Here is a 20,105-nt window from a genome sequence, read left to right on the forward strand (position 1 = left end):
TCGGGTTTGTGGGGGATCGGTTGGCGCCGCATATGGTTCCGGCGGCGGTGGTGGTGGTTGATGGGGTGCCGGTGACGCCGAACGGGAAGGTTGATCGGGCTGCGTTGCCGGCGCCGGACTTCGCGGCCAGGGCGGGATTTCGGGCACCGAAGGAAGGCCGTGAATCCGCCGTGGCGGCCGCGTTCGCGGCCCAGCTCGGTGTCGAGAGCGTCGGCGCGGACGACAACTTCTTCGCCCTGGGCGGCAACTCGTTGACGGCCACCGGGGTGGCCGCGCGACTGCGGGAATCGATCTCCACGGAGGTGCCGGTCGAGTGGATCTTCACAAATTCGACGCCCGAGTCGCTGGCACACCGGATCGAGGCGCGTGAGGCGGACACCGTCGAGAACGACGGCGCCGGTTCAGCGGTCGCCGTTCTACTTCCCCTGCGTGCCAACGGAAGTAGGACTCCGCTTTTCTGTATCCACCCGGCCATCGGCCTCGCCTGGTGTTTCAGCGGCTTGGTGCAGTACCTCGACGACGACCGGCCGGTCTACGGAATCAACTCACCCGCGCTGACCGATCCGAATGTACGTTTCGAGTCGCTCGACGATCTTGCGCACCGCTACGTCCGGGAGATCCGGGCGGTGCAGCCACACGGTCCGTATCACCTGCTCGGCTACTCGGTCGGCGGCCAGATTGCGCACGCGATGGCGGTCCAACTTCGCCGAGACGGCGACGACGTGCGCACCCTGTCGATGATGGACACCCGCGTGCCGACCGATGCGCCGTTCGACGATGCGATGCCTACTGTTGCAAGCCTCCTCGCCGAGTTCGGCGGCGTGGAGGCGGTCGATGAGGGGGAGTCGACCATCACGGCCGAACAGGCAGCTCGGCTGCTGCGTGCGAAGGGAGGACTGTTCGCATCACTGACCCCCGATCACCTCGAGACCCTTTACCGGGAATACCGCGAGCTCGTCCATGCCGCTCGCGCGCATCGGCCGTCGACCCTCGAGGGTGCCGCGGTCGCCTACTTCAGCGCGGCGACGGATTCGCTCGACGATCACGACCGTGGGACCTGGGCGGCCGACTGGACCAAGTACAACATCGGTGAAATACACGAGTACCGCATCCCGACGCGGCACGAGCAAATGACAAGTCCGGAAGGCCTTTCGGTCGTGGGCCCACTCCTGAACCGGCACGTGAACCTAGCCGATAGAGAGCGCGCGCCCGAGTAGTGTGCCGCAGAACACAGACCGCGCATTCGTTGCTCGACTCCTCGGCGCGGACTACCGTGGAGACGTCGAGCGGGCCTGAACGGACGTCAGGTCGCGCTCGCCGATCCCCCGGCTGCCCCGGACCCGGTAGTCCCATTGGAGGACAGCGCTTCCGAGAGGGTTCCCTCAGGACTTCAGCTACTCGCGGCACTCGTCGACCACCGCGCTTCTGGTGTGACGTGGGGCGCCGTCGCCCTCTCCCTCTCGCCGGCACCTTCCCGCGTCGGATGAGCGTGCGATGCGAAACGGGCAGGAGGAGAAGTGACCGCTATCCCACTCGAGAAACTGTTCGGTACGGGCACGGGCACGGGCACGGGCGCCGAGCACCGGTGCTCCGAGGTGCTCCGGAGGTGGGTGTGTGACTATCTGATCCGACCGCACGCAGATCTCGGCAGATCGGGTCCGGTCTGCCCGTTCACGCGTCCGTCGATCTCGCGGGGATTGTTCTGGGTCGGATTCATCGATGGCCGCGACGTCGATCGCCAGCAGATGACGGAGGCCGTGGACGAGGTATTCGGCGCCTTTCCCGAGTTGCCGCCGGTTGACGGCGACGACGCGCTCCTGAAGGCCGTACTCCTCGTGTTTCCCGACGTCTCCGACTACTCGCTGATCGAGGAGGCGCAACGAGAAGGCAAGTCCAAGTTTGTGCGGGAAGGACTCATGCTCGGCCAGTTCTATCCGGGATGTACGACGCCCGGGTTGCGGAACACGGCGTTCCCGGCACTGGATGCGCCCCTGCCGATTCTGGCGGTGCGCAATATGGTCGGCTCCGATTTTCCGTTCCTGGCGCAGGAGAGCGAATGGGTCGACGCCTACCTGAAGAAGTTTGCGAACCGGATCCCCGGTCCGGTCAGGAGCAGCATCACGGAGATGATTGCCGGGGAGTTCGCCACGGACCCGAGTCGGGAGCAGTAGACAGAACAGTTCGGGTGCGACGGTCACTGCCGCGACGCGGTGACCGGGCGGCACGGCCTCGCATTACCGCACAGGATGCTGCGGCAGCGATGCATCGATTCGGAAGCGTTCGTCATCGACGTGCTCGACGCGCGGTGTCAAGCTCACCAAGCGGGTCACCACGACGACCGCCATCCGCTGACCCTGGCCCGAGGGCCAGCCCTTCGGGGGCTCGGGGGATCAGCAGTCGTCGGGGGCGAGCTTGTCGAGGATGCGGCCCAGCTCGGCGCGGTCGCGGTCGTCGAGCGGGGAGAAGAAGTCGGCGGCCTGGGCGTCGCGGGCGGCGGACATCTCGTCGAGGAGCTTGCGGCCGGTGTCGGTGAGCCGGACGCACACGGCGCGGCGGTCGACGCCGTCGGCGACACGTTCGACGAGGCCGTGCTTCTGCAGACGGTCCACCACCTCGGTGGCCGAGCGGGGAGCGATGCGCAGGGCCTTGGCGACGTCGCCGAGGCGGGGGCGTCCGTCGGCCTCGCGGTCGATGACGCGCAGCGCACGGAACTCGTGCGGGGACAGCCCCCACGGTTCGAGGGCTGCGAACCAGCGTCGGCGCAGCCCTCGCGACGTGGACATCACGAGGTCGCGTAGCTGCTCGGCCGATACGTCCGTCATACGGCGGAGCCTACCTCACTTGACAGCTACCTCATGTTGAGGCAACCTCAGTAAAGGCTTGCCCCGACATCTGAGAGGGGTGGTGCAATGACAAGCCCTCCATTCGGCGGACCCGGCGGTGGTCCGATGCGTACCCGCAAGGTCGATCCCGCCGACCGTGCCCAGCTCGAGGAATCGCCCGTCAGCCTGCGCCGGATCGGCGCGCTGTTCGCGCCGTACCGGTGGCAGATCGCCGTGGTCGTCGCGCTGATCGCGGCGTCGTCGACGATCTCGCTGGCCAACCCGTTCCTGGTCCGCGAGGTCATCGACCGGGCGATCCCCGAACAGGACGTGACACTGCTCGTGTGGGCCGTGCTCGGCATGCTCGCGATCACCGTCGCGGGTTCGGTGTTCGGGGTGATCCAGACGTGGATCTCGACGACCGTCGGGCAGCGGATCATGCACAACCTGCGCACCCGTGTCTTCACGCACCTGCAGCGCCAGTCGCTCGGGTTCTTCACCCGCACGCGCGGCGGCGAGATCCAGTCGCGGCTCACCAACGACATCGGCGGCATGCAGACCGTGGTGACGTCGACCGCGACGTCGATCGCGTCCAACGTGACCACGGTGATCGGCACCGCGATCGCGATGGCGGTGCTGAGTTGGCGGCTGTCGCTGCTGTCGCTCATCGTGCTGCCGCCGGCGATCTGGCTCACCCGCAAGGTCGCGCTGATGCGGCGCGAGATCACCGCGCAGCGTCAGAAGGCGCTGGCGGACATGCAGACCCAGATCGAGGAGAGCCTGTCGATCAGCGGCATCCAGCTGGGGAAGACGCTGGGTGCCGGGCCGGCGATGTCGGAGCGCTTCGCCGAGACGTCCACGCGGCTGGTCGATCTCGAGGTCCGCTCGCAGCTGTCCGGGCGGTGGCGGATGGCGACGATGAGCATCATCTTCTCGGCGATCCCCGCGCTGCTCTACCTCGCGGCGGGGCTGCCGGCCACGTCGGGCGGGATGACGATCGGCACCCTGGTGGCGTTCACCGGACTGCAGACGACGTTGTTCCGGCCGCTGATGGGCCTGCTCGACGTCGGGGTGTCCGTGACGAGTTCGCTGGCCCTGTTCAGCCGGATCTTCCAGTACCTGGACCTGCCGGTGCAGATCGACGACCCCGAGAAGCCGACGCCGATGCCGCGCGAGCGGGTCGACGGTGCGGTGCGGTTCGAGCGCGTCGGCTTCCGCTACGAGAACGCCGACCGGGACGCCCTGTCGGACGTCACGATCGACGTGCCGGCCGGGTCGTCGCTCGCCCTGGTCGGCGAAACCGGCTCCGGCAAGACCACTCTGGCGTCGCTCGTCGCGCGTCTGCACGACCCGACGTCCGGCCGGGTGACGATCGACGGGGTGGACCTGCGCGACATCCGGCTCGCGGAGCTGTCCGAACTGGTCGGCGTCGTCTCGCAGGAGACGTACCTGCTGCACGCGACGATCCGGGAAAACCTACGGCACGCCCGCCCGGCGGCGTCGGACGCCGAGATCGAGGCGGCGGCGAAGGCCGCACAGGTGCACGAGCTGATCTCGTCGCTGCCCGACGGCTACGACACCGTCGTCGGCGCGCGGGGGCATCGGTTCTCCGGTGGCGAGAAGCAGCGCATCGCGATCGCGCGAACCCTGTTGCGGGACCCGCGGATCCTGGTGCTCGACGAGGCCACCAGCGCCCTCGACAACGAGACCGAGCGGGCCGTGCAGTCCGCGCTCGACGTCGTCAGCCGCGGCCGGACCACGATCACGATCGCGCACCGTCTCTCCACGATCCGGGACGCGGATCAGATCGCGGTCCTCGACCACGGCCGGGTCGCCGAGCGCGGCACCCACGAGGAGTTGCGCGCGCTCGGCGGTCGCTACGCCGCGCTACTCGCCCGAGGCGGCGACACCCGCGCGGCGGCCGAAGAAGGTGCCGTCACCGAGCGAGGTGCCGCTGATGTAGCCCCACGAGTGCAGGCCCGACGTCGCGCGACCGGCAGCGAAGAGGCCGGGGATCGCGTTCCCGTCGAGGTCTAGGACACGGCCGTCGACGGTGGTGCGCAGGCCGCCGATGGTGAACACCTCGGCGCCACCACCACCGGTGCCGCCGTCGCCGTACTCCGGCGGGGCCATGCCACGCTGGACGTCGATCGCGGCGAACGGCGACTGCAGCGGACGCAGCCAGCGCGAGGACTTGTGGAAGTACGGGTCCTCGCCGTGCTCGGCGAATCGGTTGTACTCGCCGACCGTGTTCTGCAGCGCGCCCTCGGGCATGCCGATCTCGCGCTCGAGTTCCTGGAGCGTCTCGGCGACGAAATGTGGTTGCACGCCCCAGCGTTCGTCGACCGGAACCTCCTCGTACGCCTGCTCGTCGAGGATCACCCAGACCTTCAGGTTGTGCTTGAACAGCGCCGCCTGCCCGACCAGGCCGGGGTAGACGTCCTCGTTGATGAACCGCTGGCCGACGCTGTTGACGATCATGCCGCGCACCATCATTCCGGGCACCAGCGAGATGCCGACCTGGCCCGCCGACATGTGCTTGACCGCCGCGCCGACGGCCTGCGCCATCACGATGCCCCGGCCGTCGTCGCCGCCGTCGCTGTTGACGCCCAGTCCGACGAGTTGCGGTGCGTGCTGTGCGAGCATCTCCTTGTTGTCCGCGAACCCGCCGGTCGTGATGATCACGCCACGCCGGGCGCGGTAGCTGACGGTGTCGTTGAAGTGCCGTGCCACGACGCCGACGACACGGCCGTCCTCGACGATCAGACGCAGCGCGGTGGTGTCGGCGTGGACCGCGATGTCGGTCTTCGCGACGGCCTCGCTCAGCACCGCCATGAGCACCTTGCCGCCGAAGCCGTCGGAGGTGACGCGGTGCCCGCGCGGGGCCGGTTCGGCGATCTCGTAGAACGGATAGGCGTTCTCGCCCATCCACATCAGGCCGTCGTCGGTGGGCGGAACCCAGGTGGGGGAGTCCCACAGCGACGGCTTGAACGGCACGCCGTGGTCGACGAGCCACTGGTAGTGGTCGACGCTCTCGCGGCTGTAGAGGCCCACCTTCTCCTGGTCGGCATCCGGGCCGAGCGCGGCCAGGAGGAACTTCTCCATCGCGTCGGCGCTGTCGGTGAACCCGCACGCCTCCTGGATCGGGGTGCCGCCACCGAGGTACATCTCGCCGCCGGACAGCGCCGACGATCCGCCGCCGCCGCTCTGACGCTCGAGCAGGATCACCTCGGCGCCCGCGGCGTTCGCCTCGAGCGCGGCCGAGGCGCCGGCACAGCCGTAGCCGATGATCAGCACGTCGGTCTCGTGGTCGTAGGTGGCGATCTCCGCGGCGTCGATCGGGGTGACGGGTACGCGTGCGCTCATCCGGTTCTCCTGTCGTGACACTGGGCATGACTGTGGTGCCGGTCACAGTAGGATCGCGATGCCGGGCCGAGAAGACGGTTTTCCGGTCAGCGGGAACACGGCCGGACCGGACCTCCAATCCTCCTGGGCGGTACCGCTACCGGGGGTTCAACCGCAGCGGCAGGGATCGGTGCCGGCGCACGAGCAGGCTCGGTACCCACGCGGCGCCGTCGGCCATCGTGAACGACGTCGTGCGCTCGAGCAGCACGGTGAGGGCGGCGAGGGCCTCCATCCGCGCGAGCGCCGACCCGATGCAGAAGTGCAGACCCTTGCCGAACGCGAGGTGACCTTTGAGGTTCGGGCGGTCCAGCACGACGTCGTCCGGGTTCTCGAACGCGGCCGGGTCGCGGTTGGCGGCGCCCCACAGCAGCAGGACGTGGCTGCCGGCGGGCAGGTGGACTCCGCCGAGGGTGGTGTCGGCGACGACGTGCCGGTGGTGTCCGCGGAACGGCGATTCCAGCCGGAGGGCCTCGTCGAGGAACGGATCGACCAGTGTCGGGTCGCGGCGCAGCCGGTCCTGCAACTCCGGTCGGGTGGCGAGGATGCGCGCCCCGCCGGCGATCAGGCCGGCCGTCGACTCGCCGCCCGCACCGACCAATTGCACCAGGACGAGGACCGCGACGTCGTCGGTGAGTGCACCCTCGTTGCACGCGTGGGCGAGCACTCCCAGCAGATCGGTCTGCGGATCCCGCTTGGCGGCGGTGAATTTCGCCTGCAGGTAGCCGGCGAGCTCGGCCGCGGACGTCACGACCCTGCCGAGTCGGTCCTCGGTGACGACGCCGCCGACCAGTTCGGTGCTGTCGTATGCCCACGCCAGCAACCGCGGGACGTCCTCTCGCGGCAGCCCGATCAGGCTCGCGACGAGCGCGAGCGGCAGCTTGTCGGCCAGGTCGCCGGCCCACTCGAACGAGCCGTCCGGTCCCAGCCCGGCTTCCCAGAGTTCGTCGACGAGCGCGTCGACGGTGGGGCCGAGCGTGCGGATGCGCTTGGCGAGCGTGGCGAGGACGAGTTTGCGATGCAGCGCGTGTGCGGGGTCGTCGGCGGTAGCGAGGACGTGGACGGCTCGGCCGCCGCCGTCCATGTCGAACGTGACGGGCGGACCATCGGGTTGCCGAACCATCACGCCGGTCAGGTTCGACGAGAAGTCGTCGGGTCGGCCCAACGCCTCGGTCACCAGTGCCCACGACGACACCAGGTGGAAGTCGGTGCCGGGCACCCGGTACACGGGGGCGTGCTCGCACAGCGCGGCGTACAGCCGGTACGGGTCGTCGATGTGCTCCGGATCGAAGACGTCGAGGCCGTCCAGTGGTGTCGTGCTCACGGGCACATCCCTTCCCAGTGGTGGAACGCGTTGCAGTCCGCTCACGGTCCCCGGCGCCACCGGCGGGTGTCAAGGGCGCGGCGGGAAGTGAGAATCCGCGATTCACCTGCGGGTTCCTGGTGTCTCGGCGCCCTGCGCGGCGGTACCCGTCCGTGCTGGTGGCGGCCGATTCTCGACTCGATCCGTTGTAGACGAATCGGCGACGGTGTCTCACACTGAGACGGACTCGGAAGCGTGATCGGAGGGCCCATGGCCGGGGGAGCGGACGACTGGTTGGCGGGCGGGAGTCGCCGCGCGCTCGCGGTCGAGCGGATCACAGCGGCGGCGACCGACCTGTTTCTCGAGCGCGGGTTCGATCGGGTGAGTGTCCTCGACGTCGCCGAGTGCGCGGGGTGTTCACGGGCGACCCTGTATCGCTACGTCGGCGGCAAGCCGGCGTTGGTGGGGGCGGTCGTCTCCGCAGCCGCGGCGGGGGTCGCCGACCGTGTGGTGCAGGCGGTCGACGGGTTGGACGGCGCCGATCGGGTCGTCGAGGCGATCCTGACGTCGGTGGCCGCGGTTCGCGCCGATCCGACGCTGTCCTACTGGTTCACCCACACGCGCACCGGCGCGGCCGACGGCTACCTCGCCGCGTCACCCGACCTGACCAGGCTCGCAACGACGCTGACCGGGATCACGGCGGACGATCAGGCGGGCCAGTGGATCGTCCGTTCGGTGCTGACGCTGCTCTCCTGGCCCGGCCCGGACGCGGACGCGGAGCGACACATGGTGCGGCGCTTCGTCGCTCCGGCGTTCGCCACATAACATCGTCCAACATGAGCCACTGCGTCTTCTGCGCCATCATCGCGGGCGAGGCCGAGTCCAGCGTCGTCTACGACGACGAGCACACGATCGTGTTCATGGACATCCGGCCGTTCACGCCCGGTCATCTGCTCGTGGTGCCCAAGACGCACGCCGCGAACCTGGCCGAGCTCGATCCCGCCGACGGCGGTCGCCTCTTCCAGGTGGGGCAGCGGGTGGCCGCGGCGGTGCGGGAGAGCACGGTGGCTGCGGACGGGATCAACTTCTTCCTCGCCGACGGTGTGGCGGCCGGCCAGGAAGTGTTCCACGTACACCTGCACGTGGTGCCGCGGACCGCCGGCGACGGGTTCGGTCTGCGTGGGCGACCCGGCGCGGCGCCGCGGCCCGACCTCGACTACCTGGCGGGCTCGATCCGCGGACGGCTCGGTGCCCAGGATGCGTGACGTGACCACCACACCACCCCAACTGCATCGACGCTTCCCGGAACTCGTCGACTCCCTTCCGCACGTCCGCCTCGGGGAATCGCCCACCCCGGTCCGGAGGCTCGAGGGACTCGGAACCCGAAACCGGATCTGGCTCAAGGACGACAGCGTGTACGGGTTCGGCGGCTGGGGCGGCAACAAGGTGCGCAAGCTCGAGTGGATCATCCCGGACGTGATCGCCCGCAAGTCCAAGCGCATCATCACCGTCGGCGGCCTCGGCACCAACTGGGGCCTGGCGACGGCGGTGTACGCCAAGCAGTTCGGTATCGAGACCGCCGTGGCCCTGATCGACCAGCCGGTGGACGACCATGTCCGTGCTCAGCTCGGGCGGTTGGAGCGATCCGGCGCCGCGCTGCACTTCACCAGGAACAAGTTCCGCACCTTCGCGGCCGCGCCGTTCCTGATGCTCCGCAACGTCCGTGGTGGCCGGCTGCCGTACTACCTGCCACCGGGCGGGTCCTCGCCACTGGGCGCGCTCGGCTATGTCGAGGTGGGACTGGAGTTGGGTGCGCAGGTGGAGGCCGGCGAGATCCCGGAGCCGGCCCAGATCGTCGCCCCGGTCGGGTCCGGCGGAACCGTCGCGGGGCTGTTGCTCGGTCTGCAACTGGCCGGCCTGCGCACCGGTGTCGTCGCGGTCGTCGTCAACGACACCCTGCCGCTCGGTCCACGCGAGATCCGCGACCTCGCCGGTCGCACCGAATCGCTGCTGCGTCGACGGGGCGCGAAGTTCGACGACATCGATCTCGACGAGGCCGAGCTCACGGTGACCCGTGAATACCTCGGTCCCGGATACGGGTACGCCACCGCGGAGGGGCGAGCGGCACAGCGCGTCGGCACCGAGTACGACGTCCCCCTCGACCCGGTCTACACCGCGAAGACGTTCGCGGGCCTGCTCGAGATCGAGGCCAAGTCGAGGGGAGACGACCGGCCGATAGTCATGCTCGACACCTTCGGTCCGCGCCCGGACTGACCACCGCGCACTACCGCCTCGGCGGACGCGGTTGGTGGACACCTGTACAGAAATCGCCGCCGAAACCGCCCGGACATGCGGCACCGCGTGGTAGAACACGTTCCAGTTAGTTGCATGTCCGTGGTGGGCGCGGCCGAGTGGCCAGTGCTGTGCCGACCGCGCCCACCGAAGGATTTCGATGCACTGGTACACCGGTAACACCGTCTACGACTCCGTCCTGACCTGCGCGTTCGCCTTCGCGGCGTTCGTGATCATCGGCGGGTTCTTTGCGCAGAGTTCGTACGGCCGCTTCTCGTCGACGAATCTCGGCTTCAACCTGAACCCGAAGCTCGGGTGGTGGCTCATGGAGATCCCCGCGACCGTCGTGTTCGCGATCTTCTACCTCACCGGCCCGAACCGGTTCGAGCCCACGTCGATGGTGCTCGCCGCGGTGTGGCTGCTGCACTACGCCAACCGGGGATGGTTCTTCCCGCTGTCGATCCGGCAGGTTCCGGGCAAGCGCAGCACTTTCAACATCTCGGTGATCGCGATGGGCGTGATCGTCACTTCGATGCACGGCTACCTCAACGGTGCGTTCTTCAGCCACGACTACATGAACCAGTACGACACCGCGTGGCTCACCGATCCGCGGTTCCTCGTCGGCCTGGTGGTCTACCTGTGCGGCTTCGCTCTGTTGGTGAACTCCGAGTCGATCGTCCGCAACCTGCGGGACAAGAAGAATCCGGGTGCCACCGAGTACCGCGTCCCCATGGGTGGCGGATTCCGATTCGTCTCCAGCCCTGCATATCTCGGCGAGCTGATCGCCTGGGCCGGGTTCGCGCTGCTCACCTGGTCGCTCGCCGGCGTCGTCATTTTCCTCATCACCGCGGGCAACCTCATCCCGCGAGCACTCGCCACGCACAAGTGGTACCAGGAGAAGTTCGACGAGTACCCGAGCGACCGCAAGGCGCTCGTCCCCGGCGTCGTCTGAACCGGGCCGCTCCCGCGTCCACGTTGACCTCCCGCCCCCGTAATCGCGCGGGCGGGAAGTCGGTCGGGAGCGGGAGGGCTGGCGGGCCGTTTGGTCGTCAGGCCCGGTACAGCCGCCGGATCAGCTTCCGCGCCCGGTCGGTGTAGGGCGGGTAGACGAATCGGGGATCGGGCTTGAACGGCTTGAGCAGCACAGCCTTTCGGTGACTCGCTTCCTCGAATCCGGACCTGCCCTTGTAGCGCCCCATCCCGCTGGCTCCTACACCGCCGAACGGTAACTGGGACGCCAGGTGGTGGTAGACGAGGTGGTTGACCACCGCTCCGCCGGAGCTGACCTCGGCGAGCACTCGGTGGCGGGTCCGCGCCGATTTCGTGAAGACATAGGCGGCCAGGGGTTTCGGTCGCGCGTTGACGAAGCGGATCGCCTCGTCCAGTGAGTCGACGGTGAGCACCGGCAGGATCGGTCCGAATGTCTCCTCCCGCATGAGGGGTTCGTCGGGGCTCGGGTCGACCAGCACGGTGGGCTCGATCGTCAGCGTGGCCGGATCGGAACCGCCCCCGAGCGCAACCGTCGCCTCGGTGCTTTCGAGATACCCGGCCAGCCTCTCGAACTGGCGCTCGTCGATGATTCGGAGGCCCCGCGGAGATCCGTCCGAGCGGAACTCCTCGAGACTGTGGACCAGTCGATCGACCAGCTCGTCCCGGACGGTGCGGGCTGCCAATACGTAGTCCGCCGCCAGGCAGGTCTGTCCCGAATTGAGCACCTTCGTCCATGCGATGCGACGAGCGGTGGCGGCGAGGTCCGCGTCCTCCATCACGATCGCAGGGTTCCTGCCGCCGAGTTCGAGGGTCACCGGGGTCAGGTGCGGTGCCGCCCCGGCGAGTATCTTCCGGCCGATTTCGGTGCCGCCGGTGAAGAACGCGTGGTCGAAACCCTGTGCGAGCAGGGCTTGGGTGGTGTGGCCGTCGCCCTCGACCACCGCGACGGCCTCGGCGTCGAGGTACTCGGGGATGAGTCGTGCCAGCAGCCGCGACGACGCGGGGGCCAGCTCCGACGGCTTGACGACGGCGCAGTTCCCCGCCGACACGGCGGCGACCAGCGGTTCCAGGGTGACCGAGAGCGGAGCGTTCCAGGCCCCGATGACGAGTACCAGTCCCAGCGGCTCGTACTGCACCCACCCCAGCGCGGGCATCTGCGTCAACGACAGTAGACGCGGGCGATTGCGCATCCATCGGCGCACCCGCTTGCGTGCGTGGGCGGCCTCGATCTTGGTGGGGAGGATGTCGAGCAACCAGGATTCGAAGGCGTCGCGTCCGAGATCCTTTGCGAGGGCGCGGGTGATCTCGTCCTCGCGCTCGTCCAACATGCGCTCGATACCGCGCAACTGCTCGATCCGCCACTGCGCGGGCCGGGTTCGTCCACTGGCGTGTACCCGTCGCAGTCTGGCGACGACGCCGGCGATCGCGTCGGCGGGGGTGGTGTCCGAATCGATTGCACCGGTTTCTACCTGATGGGTGGTCATGGCTGTCAGCTCCGTTGCAGTTGCACGGCTGTCTCAGTGCGTGCCGACACGTGACGTGGGTCGGCCCGTTGACGGGTAGCGAGCCTCCTCGATGTCGTCGAGCCGGGCCCTATCAAGGTCGGTACAGCCGTCGCATCAGCTTCCGTGCGCGGTCGGTGTAGGGCGGGTAGGCGATCCGGAAATCGGGCGTGAACGGCTTGACCAGCACCGCCTTTCGATGGCTGAGTTCGTCGAACCCCCACTTGCCGTGGTACCGCCCCATCCCGCTGGCTCCGACACCTCCGAACGGCAGCTGGGGCGCAACGCGCTGGTAGACGAGATGATTGACCACCGCGCCGCCGGAGCTGACTTCGGACAGGACCCTGCGGGCGGTCCGGGTGGACTTCGTGAAGACATGGGCGGCCAGGGGTTTCGGTCGCGCGTTGACGAAGGCGATCGCCTCGTCCAGCGAGTCGACGGCGAGCACCGGCAGGATCGGCCCGAAGATCTCCTCCCGCATGACCGGTTCGTCGAGGCTCGGGTCCACCAGCACGGTGGGCTCGATCGTCAGCGAGGCTCGATCGGAGCCGCCACCGCGCGCAACCGTCGCCTCGGTGCTCTCGAGGTACCCGGCGAGACGGTCGAACTGACGCTCGTTGATGATTCGCACGCCCCGTCCTGGTGGATCCGCCTGGAACTCGTTGATGCTGCGGACTATTCGATCGACCAGCTCGTCCCGGACGGTCCGCTCGACCAGCACGTAGTCCGCCGCGATGCAGGACTGGCCGGAGTTGAACATCTTTGTCCACGCGATGCGACGAGCGGTGACGGCGAGGTTCGCGTCCTTCATCACGATCGCCGGATTCTTGCCTCCGAGTTCGAGGGTCAACGGCGTCAGATGCGGCGCCGCCCCCGCCATGATCTTCCGGCCGATCTCGGTCCCGCCGGTGAAGACCGCGTGATCGAGGCCCTGCGCGAGCAGGGTCTGGGTGGCGCGCCCGTCTCCCTCGACCACGGCGACGGCCTCGGCGTCGAGGTACTCGGGCAGGAGCCGGGCCAGCACGCGCGACGATGCGGGCACCAGCTCCGACGGTTTGATCACTGCACAGTTTCCCGCCGCCACGGCGGCGATCAGCGGTCCGAGCGTGATTGTCAGCGGAACGTTCCACGCCCCGATGATCAGCACCACCCCGAGTGGTTCGTACTGCACCCATCCCAGTGCCGGCATCTGGTGCAGTGGCAGTGGCCGCGGCCTGCTGCGCATCCACCGGCGCACGTGTTTGCGTGCGTAGGCGGCCTCGAGCTTGGTGTCGAGGATGTCGAGCATCCAGGACTCGAAGGCGTCTCGCCCGAGATCCTCGGCGAGGGCGCGGGTGATCTCACCCTCGCGTTCGTCGAGCATTCGTTCGATGCCGCGCAGTTGTTCGATCCGCCACTGCGCGGGTCTGGTGCGTCCGCTCGCGTGGACCTCTCGTAACCCGGCGACGACGGCAGCTACGCCGTCGGTGGTGTCCGAATCGATGGCACCGGTTTCTACCTGATCGGTGGTCATGGCTGTCAGCTCCGTCGTGCAGTTGCACAGCTGTCTCACTGCGGCCGACGCGTGATGTGGGTCGGCCGGTTCACGGGATGTGGTGCACCCGAACATGCCTGTGATCAAGCCTGGTCGCTGGTCGGGCGACCGTCAAGCCCCCCGAACTCAGTCGTTACGTGCCCGGTCCGCGTGCCCCAGATCGCGGTCCGGTACGACGGCGTCGCGCACCAGCTTCTTGAGCGTCACGATGTCGGGAAAACCGCCGTCACGCTTGCGATCCCACACCACGTCCTCACCGGCGGTGACGTGGAAGATGCCGCCGGTGCCGGGGATCAGGGCCACCTCGCCGAGATCGGTTCCGAAGGTGTTCAGCAGTTCCTGGGCCATCCAGCCGGCGCGGAGCAGCCAGTTGCACTGTGTGCAATACGTGATGGTGACGCGGGGCACGGTGGTCGTCATGACTCCATGGTCGCAGACGCTTCGGTGTCTGCAATTCCGATCGCATTCAGCCAGAGGATGGTCAACTCCTCCGCAGCGTCGTGCAGGTCTGGCGCCTCGCCGAACACGAACCAGATGTAGGCGCACCGTTCGGTCATGGCGCCGAGCATCGACGCGGTCGCGTCGATGTCGAGGTTCGCGTCGATGAGCCCCTCGTCCTGCCAACGGGCGAAGGCGCGTCGGGTCCGGCCGTGGTAGTACCGCCGTCGGTCGGTCAGGGCGCGGCGCGCCTCCGGGCTGGACAGTGCCGCCTCGCCGAGAACCTTCCAGAAGTCGGCGTTACGTTGAAACGCTTCGAGATACAGGAGGTTGGTCTCCGCAATGCGGGCTCGCGGTCGATCCGCGCCGACTCCGGGGGAGGACAGCTCGCCGTAAACCTCGTCCTCGACTTCGACGATCAGATCCTTGAACAGTTCGTTCTTGTCCGTGAAGTAGCGATAGAACGTGCCTACGGAGACACCGGCTTCGGTGGTGACGTCCGCGACCCGCGTCTGGTGGAATCCTCGATCCGAGAAGACGCGGCGAGCCGCGCGCAGGAGCGTGCGACGGGTACGCATTCCTTGGCGAGTGATTGCCGTCCTGTCGCTCACTGTGCCTGTCCTTCGGTGCGGGAACTGCGGAGCACTCGGCACCACAGGTCTGTCAGTTGGTCCACCGCGGCGTCGATCGCGGGCGTGCCTTCCTCGAGCACGAACCACTGGAAGGCGCATTGCTCGGTCGTGGCGACAAGCGCCAGCGCGGTGACGTCCGCGGAGACACCGGGGCTGACCAGCCCGGCGTCGACCCAGGTACAGACCGTGTCCTGCACCTGCGCGACGTAGACCTCTCGACGTGCGGCGAGCATCCGACTGATGCCGCGATTACCGAGAGCCGCCTGCTCGACGCGTCTCCAGAACGGCGCGTGGCTCCCGAATTGCTCGAGGTAGTGCCTCGCATTCGTGCACACCCACTCCCGGACGCCGTCCGTCGGGGACCAAGGCGCCGGCATGATCGCGGCATCCAACTCGTCGAGCATCGCTTCGAAGACGAGTTCCTTCGAATCGAAGTACGTGTAGAAGCTCCCCGATGCGACCCCCGCAGCCTCGGTGATGTCGGTGATCCGAGTGTCGAAGAAGCCGCGCTCGATGAAGACGTCTCGGGCAGCCGTCACGATGAGAGTTCTCGTCGGCGTCGATCCTGCGGATTCGACCGCCCGGGAGCTGCGCTTGTTTTCCATTCCCCGCCCTGGGTTTGCGCCCCTCGTAGCGGGGCGTGGTCTGTTGCCGGAGCCCGATATTACTCGGTGGTTGCCTCCGTGGCGCGCAGCCGGGTTGGCTGTAGGTGAGCGACTATTCAGTGTCGACCGCGACCTCCGTTCAAACCCTGTTCGGGACGCTTTCTCCCTCGAACATCGATGTTTAGCACAGTAATTCGTAGAAGAGCGCGGGATCTGCTCGAATCCGCCAAGTCGTTGACAACGATCGAATCCAGGTGGATAGTCGCCTCACCTGAATGGTTCTTCAATCGCTTGGTGGCACTGGATGTGAGGGTTCAATTGAGAGATCTAGAGGGGTCCATCGCGGTGGTGACGGGCGGAGCCCGCGGTATCGGTGCGGCCATTGCGATGCGCCTGGCCTCGGCCGGCGCGGATATCGCCATCTGGGACGCGCCCGAGTGGTCCGACCCACCACTCGACTACGCGCTGTCCGACGAGGGAAATCTGCGCGAGACAGAAGCCGAGATCCGCAGGCTCGGACGTCGCGTACACGTGATCGCGGTCGATGTCCGTGACCCGGCGGCGGTCGACGCGGCGGTCGCCGAGACCGTGTCCGAACTGGGCGCGATCGACACCCTCGTGTGCGCTGCGGGGATCCGAAGCGCGGTGCCGGCGGCGGAGATGACCGATGAGCAGTGGGACTCGGTGATCGACGTCAATCTGCACGGCACCTACCACTGCGTTCGGTCCGCACTCGGGTGTCTCGAGTCGTCGGGCACCGGCCGCGTGGTGATCGTGGCTGCGGAGGAAGGCCGGCGGGGAGCCGCAGGTCTGTCCCACTACGCGGCGGCGGCGTGGGGGTTGATCGGCCTCGCGAAGTCCTTGGCACTCGAGTCGGCGCAGTTCGGGCTGGGGGTCAACGTCATCACCCCCGGCCCCGTCGACACCGCGATGTCGCGCAGCCTCGGCTACTGGGCGCTGGTTCAGGCGGGACGCGCCGGTGGCAACCCCGTGGGAGACGTGGGCGAAACCTCCGCGCGCCGAGCTCTCGAGGCGATCCACCCCAGCGGTGCCGCATACGTCTCGATCGAATCTGTGTGTGATGCAGCAATGTTCGCGATCGGATCGACAAATCTCGACATGACGGGCTCGGTTCTCGATGTCTCGGCCGGTCTGGCCGCGACGAATACGGCGTGAGGAGTGGTGATGAGGAGCTTCGAAGGACAGGTCGTCGTCGTAACCGGGGCCGGCAAGGGTCAGGGTCGATCGCATGCGCTCTCCTTCGCGCAGCAGGGCGCGTCGCTGGTGCTGTGCGATCTAGGACGCCAGATCCCCTGCGCGTCCCCGATGTCGACCCCCGAGCAGCTGGCGGAGACGGCGCGAATGGTCGGGTCGATAGGCGCTCAGTGCACCACGATGCTGGCGGACACGCGTTCGAGCGCGGACATGGACAAGCTCGTCGGAGCGGCCGTCGAACGCTTCGGCAAGGTCGACGTCTTCGTGGCGAACGCGGGCCTCGCCTCGTTCGGGCCGCTGCGTGACATGCCGTACGACGTCTGGCGTGACGTGGTCGACGTCAATCTCACCGGCGTCGCCACCAGTATTCGGGCCGTCGTCCCGCACATGATCGAGCGAGGGTGCGGACGGATCATCGCCACGTCCTCGTCGGTCGCTCGGGAAGGCGGTCCGAACAACGCCAACTATGCCGCTTCGAAGTGGGGCGTCATCGGATTCGTCAAGTCGTTGGCGATCGAACTCGCACCGCACAACATCACGGTCAACGCGTTCTCGCCGATGTCGGTCTCGACGGACATGTGCCACAACCAGTTGACCTACCGACTGTTCCGGCCGGACCTGCCCGAGCCGACAGCCGACGACGTGCGCGACGTGTTCGCCGGGCTCAATCCCATGGGCGTTCCGTGGCTCGAGGTAGCCGACGCGAGCGCCGCGGTCCTCTTCCTGGCCTCGGACGACGCACGATACGTCACCGGCAATGCCTTCGACGTCGCGGCCGGCTGGAACGCCTTCCACGTCGCCTGATCTGCACCCGGACCACTCATTTCACCCATGCACCCCCACAACGAAGGAGTTCTACGATGACAATCGACCCGACGCATCTCCTGTCGGATCTGGCTCAGGATGGTCCGGCGCTGTTCTTCCCGGACCCGCCCGCCGCGGTCACGTTCAATTTCGACCAGGGAATCGCCGCCGAGGAAACATTCCCCATCGACGACTTCAAGCAGATGATGGGCGATGTCCTCGACCGTGACGGCGGGCTGGCACTGGAGTACATCTCGTTCGACTACGACAAGTCGAACGACCAGATCGTCTACCTGCCCTCCTACATCGAGCTGATGCTCGGTCACACCGGACTGCGCGCGGAGCTGGCGTCGTGGTTGCGGAGCACGCAGGGCATTGGCGGTCTGACCGCCGACAACTTCATCCTGACCTCGGGATCGGTCCAGGCGATCGCACTGGCGGTCAACGCGTTCGTCAACCCGGGCGACGGTGTTCTGGTCGAGGCCGCAACCTTCCCGTACGCGATGCGGTTCATGCAGATGCGTGGTGCCGACATCCGCACTGTGGACATCGATCAGGACGGGCTCGTCATCGAATCGCTGGAAGCGCGCCTCGAGGAGCTCCGTCGAGACGGTGTCAAACCCAAACTGCTGTATGTCATTCCGACGTTCCAGCTCCCCACGTGTGTCGTGATGCCGGAGGAGCGTCGCCGCCGACTGCTCGAGATCGCGGAGAAGTGGGAACTGATCGTCCTCGAAGACTCGATCTATGCCGACCTCCGCTACAGCGGGGAGACGGTGCCATCCCTGCGGAGCATGGATACGTCGGGGCTTGTCATCCAGTCGCACGGGTTCTCGAAGGTCTTGGCGCCCGCGTTGCGACTCGGGTGGATGTGCGCTTCGGAAAAGATGATTCACGCGTTGGCGTCGGTCCGGCAGGACCTCGGCGTCAGCCAGTGGATGTGCCGCATGATGGCCGACTACCTCGCCCAGGGCAAGCTCGATCCACACATCGAGAAGGTCAACGCGGTCTATCGACGCAAGCGTGACATCGCGGTGGCGGCAGTGCACGCCCACTGCGGCGGTCTCGTCGACTTCGAGGTACCCGACGGCGGCTTCTACCTCTGGTTGCGGATCGACGAATCCGTGGACTGGGACAGAGCCCAGCATGCAGCGGCCATGAGTGGTGTCTTCTGCCGACCGGGGGAGAAGTTCCTCGGGAAGGAGGCCGGACAGGGGTATCTGCGCCTGGCCTACAGCCATGCCCCGGACCACGAGATCGAACGCGGGATCAAGGCGCTCGGTGACGCCATCACATCAAACGTCCGGGTGACCACGTAGATCGCAACCGGCGCAGAGTGCCCGGTTCGCCTCGAGCACGTCTCGAAACCGAGTGGAAAGGGGAAGACATGACCAAATCGACAACACGTGGATCCGCGCGAGGTCGACTGGCGAGGGTGGGTCTCGGCGTGCTCGCGGTGATCACCGCGAGTGTCGTGGTCGTCGGTTGCGCTGGTGCCGGAGGCGATTCCGCGAGCCCTTCGGGCACCGATCCAGCAGGCAGTGCCTGGTTGACCGCCGCGGAAAGTGCCGCCGAGGCCGCCACCACCGTGCCCACCGTCATTCGTGCGGCGGAGCTCGGGCCGGTGACGCCGCCGTCGACACGCACGATCTTCTTCGTCGGCTGCGACCAGTCGATTCCTGGTTGCGTTGCGCAGGTGACGGGTGTCCAGGAGGCGGCCGCCGCTCTGGGATACACCGTGAAGATCTGTGATGCGAAAGCCGACGTCGCGTCGTTCCAGAACTGCATGAGTCAGGCGGTGAACGCCAAGCCCGATGTGATCGTCAACAACGCGCGACCCGCGGCGGACGCCGCCGAGGCCTACGCGGATGCACATGCCGCCGGAATTCCGGTCATCGGTCAGTTCACTTCGGAGATGCCGGACCCTGCCAAGGGGAACACCGTCGAGGTCGGCAACGTCTGTCGCCAGGAAGGTGAGATGCTCGGCAACTTCATCGTCGCCGAGAGCGGAGGCAGGGCAGAAGTGGCGGTGTTCGCCGACACCGTCTACGGATGCAACGGACAGCGGGCAGAAGGAATCGAGGCAGCTCTCGACAAGTGCGACTCCTGCAAGGCCACGGTCAAGCGATTCTCCGCAGCCACGGCACAGACGGACCTGCCACCGGCGCTGCAAGCAGCGATCCAGTCGAATCCGAAGTTGAACTGGATCGTCGGGACTCCGGGCTTCTCCGGATTGATGGCATCGGATGCTGTCCGGCAGGCCGGCAAGGTGGACTCGATCTCGGTCGGAACCTTCGACGGTGACGAACCGTCGCTCGCACTGGTGCGAAAGGGCGACATCATCAAGGCCGACGTGGCGTCGGGCGTTTACGAGAACGGCTGGACCGTGGTCGATGCTGCAGTGCGGCTCGCCGCCGGCCAGACCATCCCGGACGGGATCTCCAACCCGACCCAGCTTCTGATGACCGAGTCCAGCGTTCCCCAGAGCGGAACCTACGAGGGTGCAACGGGTTTCCGTGACCAGTTCAAGCAGCTGTGGGGTGTCGCATGAACGTGACCGCGCCCT

General features: G+C 67.4%; 18 protein-coding genes and 1 pseudogene. 11 read left to right on the forward strand and 8 right to left on the reverse strand.

Annotation, left to right across the window (positions count from 1 at the left end; translation table 11 throughout):
• Together EGT67_RS20755 and EGT67_RS20760 are read left to right on the forward strand one after the other, a co-directional pair.
• Positions 1-1,217, forward strand: a 1,217-nt coding sequence (locus tag EGT67_RS20755) for a thioesterase domain-containing protein (RefSeq protein ID WP_241566155.1), incomplete at its 5' end; no start/stop codon positions are given.
• 393 nt (positions 1,218-1,610) lie between these two features.
• On the forward strand, positions 1,611-2,171 hold the full coding sequence (locus EGT67_RS20760; protein ID WP_127918001.1) for a DUF6875 domain-containing protein: 561 nt from the start codon (positions 1,611-1,613) through the stop codon (positions 2,169-2,171).
• 219 nt (positions 2,172-2,390) lie between these two features.
• Here EGT67_RS20760 and EGT67_RS20765 read toward each other — a convergent pair whose 3' ends face one another.
• Positions 2,391-2,822 carry a MarR family winged helix-turn-helix transcriptional regulator gene (locus tag EGT67_RS20765; RefSeq protein WP_127918002.1) on the reverse strand — a complete coding sequence of 144 codons (432 nt, stop codon included), beginning with the start codon at positions 2,820-2,822 and terminating at the stop codon, positions 2,391-2,393.
• A gap of 87 nt (positions 2,823-2,909) precedes the next feature.
• Between EGT67_RS20765 and EGT67_RS20770 the strand changes: the two genes are divergently transcribed.
• Positions 2,910-4,859, forward strand: coding sequence for an ABC transporter ATP-binding protein (locus tag EGT67_RS20770; RefSeq protein WP_338324885.1), 1,950 nt, complete (start codon positions 2,910-2,912; stop codon positions 4,857-4,859).
• Here EGT67_RS20770 and EGT67_RS20775 read toward each other — a convergent pair.
• Positions 4,779-6,188, reverse strand: a pseudogene (locus EGT67_RS20775) (FAD-dependent oxidoreductase); the annotation flags it as partial. The gene EGT67_RS20770 and the pseudogene EGT67_RS20775 overlap by 81 nt on opposite strands.
• Positions 6,189-6,324: 136 nt before the next feature.
• Positions 6,325-7,548, reverse strand: a complete 1,224-nt coding sequence (locus EGT67_RS20780) for a cytochrome P450 (protein WP_127918004.1) — start codon at positions 7,546-7,548, stop codon at positions 6,325-6,327.
• A gap of 249 nt (positions 7,549-7,797) precedes the next feature.
• On the opposite strand from EGT67_RS20780, the gene EGT67_RS20785 reads away from it, so the two are divergent.
• From EGT67_RS20785 to EGT67_RS20800, 4 genes are all read left to right on the forward strand, one after another.
• A complete protein-coding gene (locus EGT67_RS20785; protein ID WP_127918005.1) occupies positions 7,798-8,352 on the forward strand; it encodes a TetR/AcrR family transcriptional regulator in 555 nt (184 codons plus the stop codon).
• An 11-nt stretch (positions 8,353-8,363) separates the two neighbouring features.
• Positions 8,364-8,792, forward strand: a complete 429-nt coding sequence (locus tag EGT67_RS20790; RefSeq protein ID WP_127918006.1) for an HIT family protein — start codon at positions 8,364-8,366, stop codon at positions 8,790-8,792.
• Positions 8,785-9,801 carry a 1-aminocyclopropane-1-carboxylate deaminase/D-cysteine desulfhydrase gene (locus EGT67_RS20795; RefSeq protein ID WP_127918007.1) on the forward strand — a complete coding sequence of 339 codons (1,017 nt, stop codon included), beginning with the start codon at positions 8,785-8,787 and terminating at the stop codon, positions 9,799-9,801. Before EGT67_RS20790 ends, EGT67_RS20795 begins: the two co-directional genes overlap by 8 nt.
• A 178-nt stretch (positions 9,802-9,979) precedes the next feature.
• Positions 9,980-10,771, forward strand: a complete 792-nt coding sequence (locus EGT67_RS20800) for a phosphatidylethanolamine N-methyltransferase family domain-containing protein (protein ID WP_127918008.1) — start codon at positions 9,980-9,982, stop codon at positions 10,769-10,771.
• Between the two features lie 97 nt (positions 10,772-10,868).
• On the opposite strand, the gene EGT67_RS20805 is transcribed toward EGT67_RS20800, so the two are convergent.
• The 5 genes from EGT67_RS20805 to EGT67_RS20825 form a co-directional block, all read right to left on the reverse strand.
• Positions 10,869-12,293 (reverse strand): aldehyde dehydrogenase family protein, encoded by a 1,425-nt coding sequence (locus EGT67_RS20805; protein ID WP_127918009.1) that lies wholly within the window; start codon positions 12,291-12,293, stop codon positions 10,869-10,871.
• Positions 12,294-12,405: 112 nt separating this feature from the next.
• Positions 12,406-13,824 carry an aldehyde dehydrogenase family protein gene (locus tag EGT67_RS20810; RefSeq protein WP_127918010.1) on the reverse strand — a complete coding sequence of 473 codons (1,419 nt, stop codon included), beginning with the start codon at positions 13,822-13,824 and terminating at the stop codon, positions 12,406-12,408.
• A gap of 147 nt (positions 13,825-13,971) precedes the next feature.
• Positions 13,972-14,265 (reverse strand): Rdx family protein, encoded by a 294-nt coding sequence (locus EGT67_RS20815; RefSeq protein WP_127918011.1) that lies wholly within the window; start codon positions 14,263-14,265, stop codon positions 13,972-13,974.
• Positions 14,262-14,894, reverse strand: a complete 633-nt coding sequence (locus tag EGT67_RS20820) for a TetR/AcrR family transcriptional regulator (RefSeq protein WP_164877624.1) — start codon at positions 14,892-14,894, stop codon at positions 14,262-14,264. The genes EGT67_RS20815 and EGT67_RS20820 overlap by 4 nt, the downstream gene beginning before the upstream one ends.
• Entirely contained in the window at positions 14,891-15,454 is a 564-nt protein-coding gene (locus EGT67_RS20825) for a TetR/AcrR family transcriptional regulator (RefSeq protein ID WP_206612454.1), read from the reverse strand. Before EGT67_RS20825 ends, EGT67_RS20820 begins: the two co-directional genes overlap by 4 nt.
• A 384-nt stretch (positions 15,455-15,838) precedes the next feature.
• On the opposite strand from EGT67_RS20825, the gene EGT67_RS20830 reads away from it, so the two are divergent.
• The 4 genes from EGT67_RS20830 to EGT67_RS20845 all read left to right on the forward strand — a co-directional run bounded on the left by EGT67_RS20830 (position 15,839) and on the right by EGT67_RS20845 (position 20,090).
• On the forward strand, positions 15,839-16,696 hold the full coding sequence (locus tag EGT67_RS20830; RefSeq protein WP_164877625.1) for an SDR family NAD(P)-dependent oxidoreductase: 858 nt from the start codon (positions 15,839-15,841) through the stop codon (positions 16,694-16,696).
• A gap of 9 nt (positions 16,697-16,705) precedes the next feature.
• Positions 16,706-17,539: a mycofactocin-coupled SDR family oxidoreductase gene (locus tag EGT67_RS20835; protein WP_127918015.1), complete on the forward strand. Its 834-nt coding sequence runs from the start codon at positions 16,706-16,708 to the stop codon at positions 17,537-17,539.
• 56 nt (positions 17,540-17,595) lie between these two features.
• Positions 17,596-18,858 carry an aminotransferase-like domain-containing protein gene (locus EGT67_RS20840; protein WP_127918016.1) on the forward strand — a complete coding sequence of 421 codons (1,263 nt, stop codon included), beginning with the start codon at positions 17,596-17,598 and terminating at the stop codon, positions 18,856-18,858.
• A 68-nt stretch (positions 18,859-18,926) separates the two neighbouring features.
• Positions 18,927-20,090: a sugar ABC transporter substrate-binding protein gene (locus EGT67_RS20845; protein ID WP_127918017.1), complete on the forward strand. Its 1,164-nt coding sequence runs from the start codon at positions 18,927-18,929 to the stop codon at positions 20,088-20,090.
• The last annotated feature ends 15 nt before the right edge of the window (positions 20,091-20,105 follow it).

Source organism: Prescottella agglutinans (assembly GCF_004011865.1).
Classification (GTDB): domain Bacteria; phylum Actinomycetota; class Actinomycetes; order Mycobacteriales; family Mycobacteriaceae; genus Prescottella; species Prescottella agglutinans.